Raw genomic sequence first — 13012 nt, forward strand, 5'->3', positions numbered from 1 at the left:
CCAATCAAAAATTCTGATCGCAAGGATTTGTGCCAGTGATGCTTGGTCGGAGGGCCAGCCGGAAGGGAGCTGCCGTTGCGGAATGCAACCCGCAAAAGCGGCGGAAGTCGGGCTGCGCTGCGAACCGTTTGAATTTTCCCCGCCGCCCTTTCCCAATCGGGCGTGAGCCGTGCTAGGGCTTGGCCGGAAGCCGCAACCGCCGGACCGGCGGAACAAGGGGAGACCTTGGATGAGCACACAAGCCGTCAGGACAGCGCTTGAGGCGCTGCGCGCGCACCGCGCCCAAAACCCCGCCGACATGCGAAAGGCCTTCGCCGACGATCCCGGCCGTTTCGGCGCGTTCTCGCTGACCGACGGCGACCTGATGCTGGATTGGTCGAAATGCGCGGTCGACGCCGAGACGATGCGCCTGCTGGAAGCGCTGGCAAGGGCGGGCAAGGTGGAAGAACGCCGCGCCGCGATGTTTGCGGGCGAGAAGATAAACATCACCGAGAACCGCGCCGTGCTGCATACCGCGCTGCGCAACCCTCTCGGCACGTCGGTGATCGTCGATGGCGTGGACGTCATGCCCGAGGTGCATGCGGTGCTCGACGCCATGCAGCGATTCTCCGACGCCGTGCGCGAAGGGCTGGTGCGCGGCGCGGCGGGCAAACGCTTCACGGATGTCGTCAACATCGGCATCGGCGGCTCGGACCTCGGCCCGGTGATGGCGACGCTGGCGCTGGCGCCCTACCATGACGGGCCACGCACGCATTTCGTGTCGAACATCGACGGCGCGCATATGCACGACACGCTGAAGGGGCTCGATCCGGCCTCGACCCTTTTCATCGTGGCGTCGAAGACCTTCACCACGGTGGAGACGATGACCAACGCCGAGACGGCGCGCCGATGGATCGTGGACGCGCTGGGCAAGACCGCCGTGCCCAGCCATTTCGCCGCCGTTTCCACCGCGCTCGACAAGGTTGCCGCCTTCGGTATCGCGCCGGACCGGGTGTTCGGCTTCTGGGACTGGGTCGGCGGCCGCTATTCGCTGTGGGGGGCGATCGGCCTGCCGATCATGATCGCGGTGGGCGCCGAGAATTTCCGCGCCTTCCTGGCCGGCGCGCATGAGATGGACCGGCATTTCGCCACCGCGCCGCTGCTCGAGAACCTGCCTGCGGTGATGGGGCTGGTCGGCTTCTGGCACCGCGTGGTGTGCGCCTATCCGGCGCGCGCCGTCATCCCCTACGACCAGCGCCTGTTGCGGCTGCCGGCCTATCTGCAGCAACTCGACATGGAGTCCAACGGCAAGGCTGTCACGCTGGAAGGCGGCAGGGTTTCGACGCCGACCGGGCCGCTGGTGTGGGGCGAGCCAGGCACCAACGGCCAGCACGCCTTCTTCCAATTGCTGCATCAGGGCACGGACTTCATTCCGGTCGAGTTTCTGGCGGCGGCGGAGGGCCACGAGCCGGAGTTGAAGCATCACCACGACCTGCTTCTGTCGAACTGCCTGGCGCAGTCGGAAGCGTTGATGAAGGGCCGCACGCTGGACGAAGCGAAGGCGCAGATGTTGGCCAAGGGCATGACCACGAACGATGTCGAAAAGATCGCGCCGCACCGCGTGTTCACCGGCAACCGTCCCTCGGTGACGATCCTTTACCGCAAGCTGGATCCGCGCACGCTGGGGCGGCTGATCGCGCTCTACGAACACCGCGTCTTCGTCGAGGGCGCGCTGTTCGACATCAACTCCTTCGACCAGTGGGGGGTGGAACTTGGCAAGGAACTTGCCACGGCGCTGCTGCCTGTCGTGGAGGGGAAAACTCACGCCGCCGGCGATGCTTCGACGGCCGGACTTGTGGCGCATGTCCACAGGCTGAGACGGGAAGGATAGGGACCATTCAGGTCGTTGGTGTTGGACGGAAAAGTGCGTCCGGCCTAGGAAGCAGAAAAGGTAAGCCATCTTGCGCGATATTCGGGGAATCCTGTTCGACAAGGACGGGACGCTGGTCGACTTCCAGGCGACGTGGTTCGCCATCGGCGATATGCTCGCGCTGCAGGCGGCGGGCGGAGACCGGCGCAAGGCGGACGCGCTGATGACGGTCGCCGGCTATGATTTCGAGCGCCACTGCTTCAGGGCCGACTCGGTGTTCGCCGCCGGCACCAATGCCGACATCGTGGCGCTGTGGTATCCGCAAGTGCCGCCCGCCGAACGCGCGGCCATGACCGTCGGCTTCGACCGCTTCACGGCGGACGAGGGGGCGGCGCAGTCCGTTCCGCTTCCGGGCAGCCGCGAAGCGATCGCGGCCCTGCATGCCGCCGGCTTCCGGCTGGGCGTCGCCACCAACGATTCCACCGGAGGCGCGGAAAAGACGCTGCTGGCGCTGGGCGTCGCGCAAATGTTCGACGCGGCCTACGGCTATGACGGCGTCGCCAATCCGAAACCAGCGCCGGACGCGATTCACGCCTTCTGCGACCTGACCGGACTAAGACCCTCGCAAATCGCCATGGTCGGCGACAACCGCCACGACCTCGAAATGGCGCATGCCGCCGGGGCGGGGCTGGCGGTGGCGGTGCTGTCCGGAACCGGCACGCGGGAATCCTTGGCGCCGATGGCCGATGTGGTTTTGGATTCCATCGCCGAACTGCCGGGATTCTTGGCGGCGAAGGGCTAGGTGGCCCTGAGCGCAGACCGTTGGCTTGCCGCCAAGGGCGCCGGGCCTCGGCGGACGCCGCTGCCGGCCTGTTGCGCGCAGTCGCCGCCCGTCGCAGAATGGCCAGGATCATGCTAGGCCGCGCGACCGTCGCCGCAATGCCTGGCCCGGGAGACAAGCCATGGATTGGAGCAAGGGGCGTGGCCGGCTGATCCTGATTGCGGGAGCGGTGGGGACTTTCTGCCTGCTGCTCGGCCTGGAAGCTTTGCGGGAAGAGGAGGACATCACTGCCGCGGAGCTGTTGACGGAAGCCGTGGGCATCGCGCTTCTCGTCGGCTGCTCGGCCTGCGTGGCGCTCCTGTCTTCGCGCCTGCGTGAACAGGAGGCTGAAAGCTTCGACCTGCGCGACGAAGTTGCGCGATTGCGAGAGCGCGACACACAATGGCGCTCCGGCCTGGCCGACCATTTCCAGGAACTAGGCGCCGCCATCCAACGCCAGTTCGTCGCCTGGGGTTGCACGCAAGCCGAGCAGGAGGTCGGACTTCTGCTGCTTAAGGGCTTCAGCCACAAGGAGATCGCGCGCATTCGCGGAGCAAGCGAGGCGACTATTCGCCAGCAGGCGACCACGCTCTACCACAAGGCCGAGCTCTCGGGCCGCGCAGCGCTCTCTGCATATTTCCTCGAAGACCTGTTGCTGCCGCCGCGCCCGGTGCCGCCGTCATTGGCCCCCGGTGGTGGCCTTGCCCGCCCGGCGATGTCGGAGGCGCTGGCCGCGCCGCATCGGACGGCGCGCGGCGGTTTTCCGTCATCCTGATTCTTCGAACAGACCATGGGCGCCGGACAGGTTCGCGACGCATCCCACGGTAGGCCGCGAACCCGGCGTATCCTAGGCTTCGTTGTCGGCGGGCTGTTGTCGCTGGCATTGTCCACGACGGCGTATGCCGAAGAAGACCTGTTACGCGAACTGGTCGAGGATTGCGCCGCGCCGTGTGCCGAGTTTGAAATTTCCACCGAGCTTCAGGGCGACCGGGTGTTCGCGGCCAGTCCGCCGGCCCTGAAATCCTATGTGCTTCAGCCGACCATCACGGCCGACCTGGTGCTGGCACCGACCGACTATCTGCGACTGGCGACGTCCATCATCACCGAGCCGGTGGTGGACCCGGCGCCGGGCCAGGATGCGGTTTTTGCCGGCATCGGCACATATGTGGCCGAACTGTACTCGATGGTCGAGACCGGTCCCGCGACCACGCGGCTGGGAAAATTCGACACGATCTTCAGCCTCGTCAGCGAAGTCGCCCCGGGGATCAACTCCGACGATCTGGCGTCCGACTTCGACGCGGACGAGCGTCTGGGCGGGGAATTTGTCCTTGGCTTCGAAGGCCTCGGGTTGAACCATGCATTGGCGGCGACCTTGTTCACGACGGATCGCACGATTCTGAGCGAGTCGCTCTTCACCAACCGGGGCCGAACCAGCCTGGCGGATGGCGGGGCGGGCAACACCAACGGCCTGTCGTCGTTCTCGATCACCCTTGACGGCTGCGAAGGTTCGGGAACGGCGGAATGCTATTGGGATGGCGAATTTGGCTACAGGTTGGGCTTTCGCTACCAGAGGGCGGGGCAACCGACCGAGGAGGACATCGAAGACGAAGTGAAATCCGGTGACGAAACGGCTTTCCTGGCCGCCGCGACCAAGAGTTTCGAGCTGGACGACATGACGCTCAGGCTGCTGGGCGAGGTGGCCTTTCTCCGGCATTTCGACGGGGGCGAGGACGATGCCTTGTCCGTCACGGGCTCCGCCGCGCTCGAGGTGGATGCCTTGACCTACATCGCGAGCTACACGCAGCAGGTGAACCTCGTCGCCGGCGGGACGGATACAAGCGAGCACCTGGCCGATTTCGAGGTGCTCTATTCGCCCGACGGCGACAGGCCGTTGGCCGAAACCGCGTGGGAACTCGCCGCCGCCTATACCTTCGCAATGAATGCGGAACGCGAAGATGCTCACATGTTCAGCGTTCGCGCGGTGTTCAATTTCAGCGGTGAGGTAGAGTTCGGGCAATAGATCGCCGGCGGCTTGCTCGGTCTGGCCTGGCGATGGAAGGCTGAATTCCCGCATTCCCATCGGGTCGTGCCTTGTCGTCCTGGACCGCCGTAGCGGTGGCGAAGTGCTCCGGCCGCCAGACATCGGCTCGCGTCCGATCTATGTCGCCTGGCCTCCGGCGGCGCTCACATCCGTAGGATGAACCATGCAAGCAATTGAAAAGGCGAAGGATTCTCTAGACTAACACCTGCCGGATTTCGTTAGGCTCCCGGCCACTCCATGCTCGGTCCGTTGCTGCGCCTACCTGCCGGCAACGCCACCCGCCCCCCGGAGGACACGCCATGCCTATCCTGCCCAACTTCGCAGCCGCCAAGTTCAGCAACTCCACCGACATCGACAACCCGTTCTTCCCGCTGCCCGGAGGGGCGATCAACAGCTACGGCGCCGAGATCACCGACCCCGAGACGGGGGAGCTGGAAACCGAGCGCAACGATCATTTTGCCACCTTCGAGACAAAACGGATCGAGGGGGTGACTGCCGCAGTCGTGCGCGACACCGCCTATGCCGACGGCGCGCTGGTCGAGGACACGCTCGACTGGTACGCGCAGGACGATGCCGGCAATGTCTGGTATCTCGGCGAGATCGCCGTGAACTACCGTTATGACGATGACGGCAACTTCATCGGCACCGACTTCGACGGGTCGTGGGAGACCGGCGTCGACGGCGCCGCGCCGGGCTGGATCATGCGCGCGGCGCCGAGGGTCGGCGACAGCTATTTCCAGGAACTCTATCCCGGCGTCGCCGAGGATGAAGGCGAGGTGATCGCCACCGGCCTGACCATCACCACCGACATCGGCACCTTCCGCAATGTCGTGAAAATCCTCGACACGTCGGGCATGGAGCCTGGCGTCGGCTCCTTCAAATATTTCGCGCCGGGCGTCGGCCAGGTGTTCGAGGAAGAGATCACGCTGCCGGATGAAGAGGTCGAGCTTGCCAGCGGCCTCCAGAACCGACGTCAGGTCGACGGTTCCAAGCCGGTCGATCCGGACGATCTTGCCTTTGCGGGGGACGGCACGAAAAGGACGGTCACCTTCCTCGGTGAGGATGCGAACACCAGGAACGCGATCGGCGCCTACTTTTTCGATCCGACGACGGGCGAAATCGGCGAGGCGCGGGTTCTCTTTGCAGACACCTCGGTAACGAAGGCGGGTGCGAAGGTGACGCTGGCGGTTCCGGAGGGCCAGTCGCTCGCCCTCTTCCTCATCCCCGACATCGAAACCCTCGGTATCGATCTCGAGGACTATGCGAGCGGCGGCCTGTTTTTCCGCAACTTCCAGACGGGCGACGTTGCGCATCTTTATGACGGCATCGACGCCACGACCTACACGCCCGGCCCGGCCACGATTTATGACCGCCTGGCGCCGCTCGTCGCCGATGCCGACGGCAATCTGCTGCCGATCCGGGCGTTCCACGCCGTCGGAAACCGCGACGGCTTCAATTTCCTCAACCCCGTGGCCGGCGAAAATGCCCGCGCGGCCGATCTGGAGGATGGATGCGACGACGAAGACGACGAGGACGCCGCGGTCGTCAGCTTCGAGGACGGGCTTGCGAGCACCAACGATTTCGACGGCGACTTCGACGACGCCTTCGTGGCCGTCGGCGACACGCGGCTCAGCCGGGATGAGCTGCACGACCTGCTCGACGAAATCGGCATCAGCCGGCACGTCGGCACCAATAGCCGCGACCAGCTCATCGGGCATCGCGACGACGATCAACTCATCGCGCTCGACGGCAACGATTTTGTCCGCGGCCGCGGCGGCGACGACCAGATCGAGGCCGGCGACGGCAATGATCGCGTCCATGGCGACTCCGGCGACGACGAAACCTTTGGCGAGGCGGGCAACGACACGCTCTGCGGCGGCAAGGGCAACGATACGGTCGAAGGGGGCGAGGGCAACGACCGACTCGGCGGCGGAGCCGGCAAGGACGAGCTTTCCGGTGACGAGGGCAATGACAGGCTCTACGGCGGCAATGGCTTCGACGATCTCAAGGGAGGCGAGGGGAATGACCGGGTCTGGGCCGGCGGCGGCGGGGCGCGGATGTCCGGCGGCGCGGGCGACGATGTGCTCTACGGCAAGACTGGGGCCAAGGACGTCTTCGTTTTCGAGTTGAGTCCGTTCGGCGATGACCTGATCCGGTACTTCGACAACGACAAGGACCGCATCGAGATCGCGACCTATCTCGACGTCGAGGGATTCGACGACATCGAGGTCGAACAGGATGGAAGCTCGACCCTGTTGACCTTCGCCGAGGGAACGGTCGAGATCCTCAATTTCAACTCCGCGCTGGTCGACGCTTCCGACTTCCGCTTCGTCTGACGGGGGCGGGGGCTGCATGATCGGGCCGTCGGCGACGCGGCGACGGCCCGATCGCGAATGCCGTGACCGGAGGACAAACGCGGATGACGCGCGACGCTTCGCTCGCGCACCGAAAACACCTAGTTTGCGCGGATGCAGTTCGATTCCTCGCAATTCATCCGCGACAACATGCGGGTCGCGCCGGTTCCATCAGTTCCTGAAATCCGCCTCTACACGGCGACGCCGGCGAGCGGTTTGCGGCGGCTGGCGGAAAAGGGCGGGAAGCAGAGGCCGCCCTATTGGGCGTATCAATGGGCCGGCGGCCTGGCGCTTGCGCGCTACATTCTTGATCATCCCGAAACCGTCGCCGGCCGGCGCGTGCTCGACCTGGGCGCGGGCTCCGGTCTTGTCGGCATCGCGGCGGCCAAGGCGGGCGCCTCAGCGATCGTGGCGGCCGAGAGCGACCGCTACGCGCATGCCGCGATCAGGCTCAACGCATCCGAGAACGGTATCGCGATCGATCGTGCGGAGGGCGACGTGCTGGCCGGGCCGCCTCCCGCCGTCGACCTCGTGCTGGCGGGAGACGTGTTCTACTGCAAGGATGTTGCCGCGCGAATGCTGGTCTTCCTCGACCGTTGCCTTGCCGCGCGCATCGCGGTGCTGGTCGGCGATCCGGGCCGCCCCCCTCTGCCGCGCGCCCGCCTGCGAGCCATCGCCGACTACATGGTGACCGATGTCGGCGACGGCGGGGCGCGAACGCCCGCTTGGGTCTATGTGCTCGAACCGCCGGCCGACCGGGGAGACGCGCCCACGGTCTGACGATCGTCACGTCAAGGCCACCGGAAGCCTGATGGAACTCAACCGCCAAGCGCCTCGGCGATGAAGCGGCCGGCCGATTGCATGGCCTGCCGTCCGGCTGTGAGCTTCGCCGACCAGAGATGCCAGGCGTGGATCATGTGCGGCCAGACTTCCAGCCTGGTCGGCACGTCGGCCTCGCCGAGTTTTCCGGCGATGCGCACCGCGTCGTCGAGCAGGGTTTCGGCCGATCCTACCTGCACCAGCACCGGCGGCAGGCCGGATAGGTCGGCATATAGCGGTGAGACCAGTGGGTCGCGCGGATCGTGGCCGGCAAGGTAGTTGGCGGCCAGCTGCTCCAGATAGTCACGGTGGATGAGCGGATCGATGGCCGCCTTGCTGTCGATGGTGGCGCCGGTCATTTCCAGATCGACCCAGGGCGAGACCAGCCATGTGGCCGCCGGCAGCGCTTTCCCGGCGTCGCGCAGGCGCTGCATCAGCGCCAGCGACAGGCCGCCGCCGGCGCTGTCTCCGCCAATGGCGATACGGTCAGGGCCGATGCCTTGGGCCAGCAGAAATTCGAAGGCGGCGGTCGCGTCCTCAAGTGCAGCCGGAAACGGGTTCTCCGGCGCCAGCCGGTAGCCGAGCGCCAGCGTGCGCACTCTTGCCGCGCGCCCGGTCTCGCCGACCATGCCGCGATGGCTCTTGATCGAGCCCGAGCAATAGCCGCCGCCATGGAAATAGAGGAGGACTTTTGACGGATCGCTGCCCGGCGCGAGCGACCATTCTGCCTCGCAACCGCCGACGCTCACCGGGTCGAAGCGTATGTCCGGTGCGACGCCGTAGGCCGATGCCACCGCGTCCAGCCGCTCCCGCCGCTCCGCCAGGCTTGTCGGCCTGGGCTGCGACGTGAGCAGCGCCCTTACGACGTCGATCTCTTCGCCCATGCTTCCCCCTTCGCGAACTTGTCGCTCCAAAAACCATAAGGCGGCGGCGAAGCGAAGGCGAGGCCCTTCAGCCCTATGGCGATCGTCCCGTGCCGGAGGATGACGGTCCGACCACGGCGCTCATGAAACGCCGCAAACTGTCGGCGACAAAATCCTGCACCGGCCGGTCCGGCCCAAATCCCCACCACAGCAGCGATCCTTGCCAGTGCGAGGCGAGCAGCAGGCCGATATCTTGCGGAGCGCCGGGTGTCGCGGCGAAACAGGCATCGAGTGCGCCGCACAGCACGACTTTCCAGGCGGCGCCCCGCGCGCGCAGCACCGGATCGCGAAAATCTTCGCGCAAGACCATCAGTCCCTCGGCATAGGCTTCGATGCCGCCATAGCTGCCGGACAGCGCGACCAGCAGCGCGATGGCGCCCTCGGGCGTCTTCGGCTTTTCCGCCGCGAGCCACGCGGTCTTTTTGTCGAGAGCATCCCAGGCGTGCAGCAGGGCTGCCTGCTTCAATCGTTCCTTGCCGCCGAAGCGCTGCACCAGCGTCGCGCCGGAAAGGCCGCTGGCCTTGGCGAGAGCCGAAAAGGTCAACGCTTCCGGTCCCTCGCCGTGGATGATCTCCAGCGCCGCCTCCAGCGCGTCAGCATCGGACAGGATCTTTTTGCGCGGCATCTTGACTCTTATTTATAAACGAACGATCATTTATAAATAACTTTGAGACCGATGACCAGAGCCACGGCGAACGGAATGCGGGAGAAAACGATGGCAAGCGAGAGCAAAAAATCCCTGCAAGGCAAGGTCGCGCTGGTGGCAGGCGCGACGCGCGGTGCCGGCCGCGGCATCGCGACGGAACTCGGCGCGGCGGGCGCGACCGTCTATGTCACTGGCCGCACGACACGCGAGCGGCAGTCGGAGTACAAGCGGCCGGAGACCATCGAGGAGACGGCGGAACTGGTCACAGCGGCTGGCGGCAAGGGGATTGCTGTTCGCGTCGACCATCTCGTGCCGGTAGAGGTGAGGGATCTGGTGGAGCGCATCCGCGCCGAGCAGGGGCGGCTGGATGTGCTGGTCAACGACGTCTGGGGCGGCGAGTTGTTGTTCGAATGGAACAAGCCGGTCTGGGACCACAATCTGGAAAACGGCCTGCGGCTGCTGAGGCTCGGCGTCGACACCCATCTGATCACCGCGCATTTCGCCCTGCCGCTACTGATCGAACAGCCGGGCGGCCTGCTGGTCGAGGTAACGGACGGCACGGCCGAATACAATGCGGACCATTACCGGCTGTCGCCTTTCTACGATCTGGCGAAGGTCTCGGTGAACCGCATGGCCTGGGCGAATGCCAAGGATCTGGCGCCGCACGGGGCGACGTCGGTGTCGATCACGCCCGGTTGGCTGCGCTCCGAGATGATGCTGGAGCATTACGGGGTGAGCGAGGAGAACTGGCGCGACGGGACGAAGATCGTGCCGCATTTCGTCATCTCCGAGACGCCGCGTTTCGTCGGCCGCGCGGTAGCTGCGCTCGCCGCCGATCCGGAGAGCGCGCGCTGGAATGGACAGTCGCTATCGAGCGGCGGCCTGGCAAAAATCTACGGCTTCACCGATCTCGACGGCTCGCGGCCCGACGCCTGGCGCTATGTGGTCGAGATCCAGGACGCTGGCAAACCTGCCGACGCGACGGGATATCGATAGGGGCGTCGGTCGCCGCCACCCGCTGTCATTTCCGCCAGGTTCCCAGCCCGTTGGCGTCGAAATAGTCGATCGTGAAGCCGGTGGCGATGCCGTCCTGCATGGCGAAGCGCACCGAGGACAGCGAGCCCGCGGGTGCGTTCTCGCCGGAAAGAGGTATGGCGAACTCATCGCCGCTCCACATCTGCAATGGAAAACGCTTGCCGGCCGGGCCGAGTGTCAAGGTCAAGCGGTCGCCGTCGACCGTCACTTGCGCCGTGCCGTAATAGGTGTTGCCGTACTGGCCAGCGTAACTGGCGATCGGTTCTGCCGGCTGCGGATCGGATGGCGGCTGCCGACCCGCGAGGTCGCCTTCGGGGTTGTAGTAGCCTTTCATCAGGCCGTTGTAGAGGGGATACCAGTCGCGGATCGGCGCGCCGTATTGCACCGTGTCCATGAACTGCGCGGCGATGCTCTCGGCGGCACCCACCGGCGAGCCGTTGGTGAGCACGACGATGCCGATATCGGCGGAAGGCAGGATCTGGAAATAGGTGCCGGCGCCGAGCAGGAAAGCGCCGGAATGACCCATCCCCGTGCGCCCGTTCGGATTGACGCCGACATTGAAGCCGTAGCCGTAGAAGCCGGAACGCGCGTCGGCTGCGTGTGCGGGGGCGCTGAAGGATTGCGCGGTGATCGCCGGTTGAAGGTCCTTGGCCGCGATATCCGGCTGGCGCGGAGCGTGACCGACGCCGAGCAGCAGTTTTAACCATTCGGCGAGATCGACTACGTTGGACGACACGCCGCCCGCCGGCGCCTGTGCGTCGGGGTCGCGGTCGTAGAGCGGCTGGAAGCGGCCGTCGACGAGCGCGTGCAGCACGGCGCGGTTCGGCCGCGCCAGATAGTCGGCGTGGCGCGAGCTGGTGGAGGTCATGCCGAGCGGCTTGTAGAGGACGTCTTGCGCCAGGTCCTCCCAGACCTCGCCCGATGCAGCTGCCACCGCCTCGGCGCCGGTCGTCGTGCTGAAATTGGCGTAGTGGTAGGAGGTGCGGAACGAATCCAGCGGCAGTTGCGACAGCCGCGCCAGGATGTCGGAGCGTGAAAACCCGAGATCCTCCAGCTCGTCGCCGGCGGCGAAGGGCAGGCCGGTGCGGTGCGCGAAGAAATCGCCGATGGTGGCGTGGGCGGTGACATAGGGGTCGCTCAGCGCAAAACCCGGCAGCCGGCTCGAGACCGGATCGTTCCACGAGACGACGCCCTTGGTGACCTGGATCGCGGCGATGGTCGCCGAGATCGACTTGGACACCGACGCGACCTGGAAGACAGTGGTGGGATCGACGGGCGCCGGATCGCCCAGTTTCCTGACGCCGAAACCTTGCGAAAACACTGTCTCGCCGCCATGCACGACGGCCACTGCGACGCCCGGCACCATGCTGCGTTCCATCGTCTCCGCGACATAGGAGGGCAGCATCGCCAGCGCGATCTCCAGCCCTTTGTCGGCCATCGGCATGACGTCCTGGGGCGGCGTGGGCCCGAGTTGCACAGGGATAGACTGGGCAATCGACGGTCCCAGGGCCAGCGCCAGTGAGGCCGCGACGACGGCGGGGATGCGAAGGGTCTTGCCTGCGATCCGTGTCGAGCCGATGTGCATGACCGTCCCCCCTTGCCTATGCCGTGCCCGGCATGGTCGGCCGAGCTAGGCGCGGAAAGCTGAACAGGCCCTTAAACCCGCGGCGACAATCCACTTTATCCCGCTTCTCGACCGACAAAAAGAGTTTCCGGTCGGCGATACGCTCCGTCCCGAACCGCACTGGCCGGGACGGAAGTTTTCGCGGCGGCGGCGTCAGTGCAGGAAACTCCGGTCCAGCCCCATCTGCTCGACGAAAGGTTTTTCCCCGGCCAGCGCGGTCGCGAACGCTTTGCTGGCGACAATCCCGCGAAGATATCGTGCCAGCGCCGGGTATCGGTCCGGATCGACGTAAAAACCCATATATTGATAGACGACGAAGTTCGAAACGACAGCGATGTCGGCGATGCTCATCGCGTCGCCGACGAGGAATTGTCCCGTCGCCTGTGAGTCCAGATAGCCGAAAATCCTCGGCTGCACAGTACCCAGCACGGTATCGACGATTGCCTGGTCGGTTGCTTCCTTGCGGATCTTGGGGTGGACGACCATCTGGTGGAACAGCGGGTGGACGACGTTCCTGAAGAGCGTTCCGCCGGCATAGGCGTCGAACCACAGCGCGCGGCCGTAGCCGTCGGGGTCTGCCGGCAGGATCGCCGTCGAGGGATATGTTCTCTCAAGATAAAGGCAGATGGCCGTCGAGTCCGCCAGCCTGAAATCGCCGTTCTGCATGACCGGGATGAGCCCGGTCGGGCTCAGTTCGCTCCAATTGGGCGGCGGGTTTCCGGGGATGACCGGGATCACCACCTCGAGCCTATAGTCGAGCTTCTTGAGGATCGCGGTGACGATGGTCTTGCGCGTGTGGACCGACAGCGGAACGCCGTGGATCGTGAGCATCTGGTTTTCCTTTCCACTTGTCTTGGCGCACGGAGGAAGGCGCGGGAACGCTCGCCGGGCGCGCCGTGCC

General features: G+C 65.6%; 11 protein-coding genes. 7 read left to right on the forward strand and 4 right to left on the reverse strand.

Annotation, left to right across the window (positions count from 1 at the left end; all coding sequences use genetic code 11):
• Positions 1-229: 229 nt before the first annotated feature.
• The 6 genes from pgi (at position 230) to RB623_RS12140 (ending at position 7844) form a co-directional block, all read left to right on the forward strand.
• Positions 230-1870 carry a glucose-6-phosphate isomerase gene (pgi, locus tag RB623_RS12115; protein WP_308057071.1) on the forward strand — a complete coding sequence of 547 codons (1641 nt, stop codon included), beginning with the start codon at positions 230-232 and terminating at the stop codon, positions 1868-1870.
• 70 nt (positions 1871-1940) lie between these two features.
• Complete coding sequence (locus RB623_RS12120) at positions 1941-2651, forward strand: HAD family hydrolase (RefSeq protein WP_308057072.1); 711 nt, start codon at positions 1941-1943, stop codon at positions 2649-2651.
• A 160-nt stretch (positions 2652-2811) separates the two neighbouring features.
• The gene (locus RB623_RS12125; protein WP_308057073.1) at positions 2812-3444 is read left to right on the forward strand and encodes a helix-turn-helix transcriptional regulator; all 633 of its coding nucleotides are present in this window, start codon (positions 2812-2814) and stop codon (positions 3442-3444) included.
• 96 nt (positions 3445-3540) lie between these two features.
• Positions 3541-4689 (forward strand): hypothetical protein, encoded by a 1149-nt coding sequence (locus RB623_RS12130; RefSeq protein ID WP_308057074.1) that lies wholly within the window; start codon positions 3541-3543, stop codon positions 4687-4689.
• Between the two features lie 320 nt (positions 4690-5009).
• Positions 5010-7046, forward strand: a complete 2037-nt coding sequence (locus RB623_RS12135) for a calcium-binding protein (protein WP_308057076.1) — start codon at positions 5010-5012, stop codon at positions 7044-7046.
• 132 nt (positions 7047-7178) lie between these two features.
• Complete coding sequence (locus RB623_RS12140; RefSeq protein WP_308057077.1) at positions 7179-7844, forward strand: 50S ribosomal protein L11 methyltransferase; 666 nt, start codon at positions 7179-7181, stop codon at positions 7842-7844.
• Positions 7845-7882: 38 nt separating this feature from the next.
• Here the strand turns inward: RB623_RS12140 and RB623_RS12145 are convergent, their stop codons facing one another.
• Together RB623_RS12145 and RB623_RS12150 are read right to left on the reverse strand one after the other, a co-directional pair.
• Positions 7883-8767, reverse strand: a complete 885-nt coding sequence (locus RB623_RS12145; protein WP_308057078.1) for an alpha/beta hydrolase — start codon at positions 8765-8767, stop codon at positions 7883-7885.
• A 73-nt stretch (positions 8768-8840) separates the two neighbouring features.
• Entirely contained in the window at positions 8841-9431 is a 591-nt protein-coding gene (locus RB623_RS12150; protein ID WP_308057079.1) for a helix-turn-helix domain-containing protein, read from the reverse strand.
• Between the two features lie 90 nt (positions 9432-9521).
• Here RB623_RS12150 and RB623_RS12155 point away from each other — a divergent pair, with 90 nt between their 5' ends.
• Complete coding sequence (locus RB623_RS12155) at positions 9522-10448, forward strand: SDR family oxidoreductase (RefSeq protein ID WP_308057080.1); 927 nt, start codon at positions 9522-9524, stop codon at positions 10446-10448.
• A 25-nt stretch (positions 10449-10473) separates the two neighbouring features.
• On the opposite strand, the gene RB623_RS12160 is transcribed toward RB623_RS12155, so the two are convergent.
• Together RB623_RS12160 and RB623_RS12165 are read right to left on the reverse strand one after the other, a co-directional pair.
• Positions 10474-12072: a serine hydrolase gene (locus RB623_RS12160; RefSeq protein ID WP_308057081.1), complete on the reverse strand. Its 1599-nt coding sequence runs from the start codon at positions 12070-12072 to the stop codon at positions 10474-10476.
• Between the two features lie 192 nt (positions 12073-12264).
• The gene (locus RB623_RS12165; protein ID WP_308057082.1) at positions 12265-12942 is read right to left on the reverse strand and encodes a glutathione S-transferase family protein; all 678 of its coding nucleotides are present in this window, start codon (positions 12940-12942) and stop codon (positions 12265-12267) included.
• Positions 12943-13012 lie beyond the last annotated feature (70 nt).

Origin of the sequence: Mesorhizobium sp. LHD-90, from assembly GCF_030929505.1 — a bacterium.
Classification (GTDB): Bacteria; Pseudomonadota; Alphaproteobacteria; order Rhizobiales; family Rhizobiaceae; genus Kumtagia.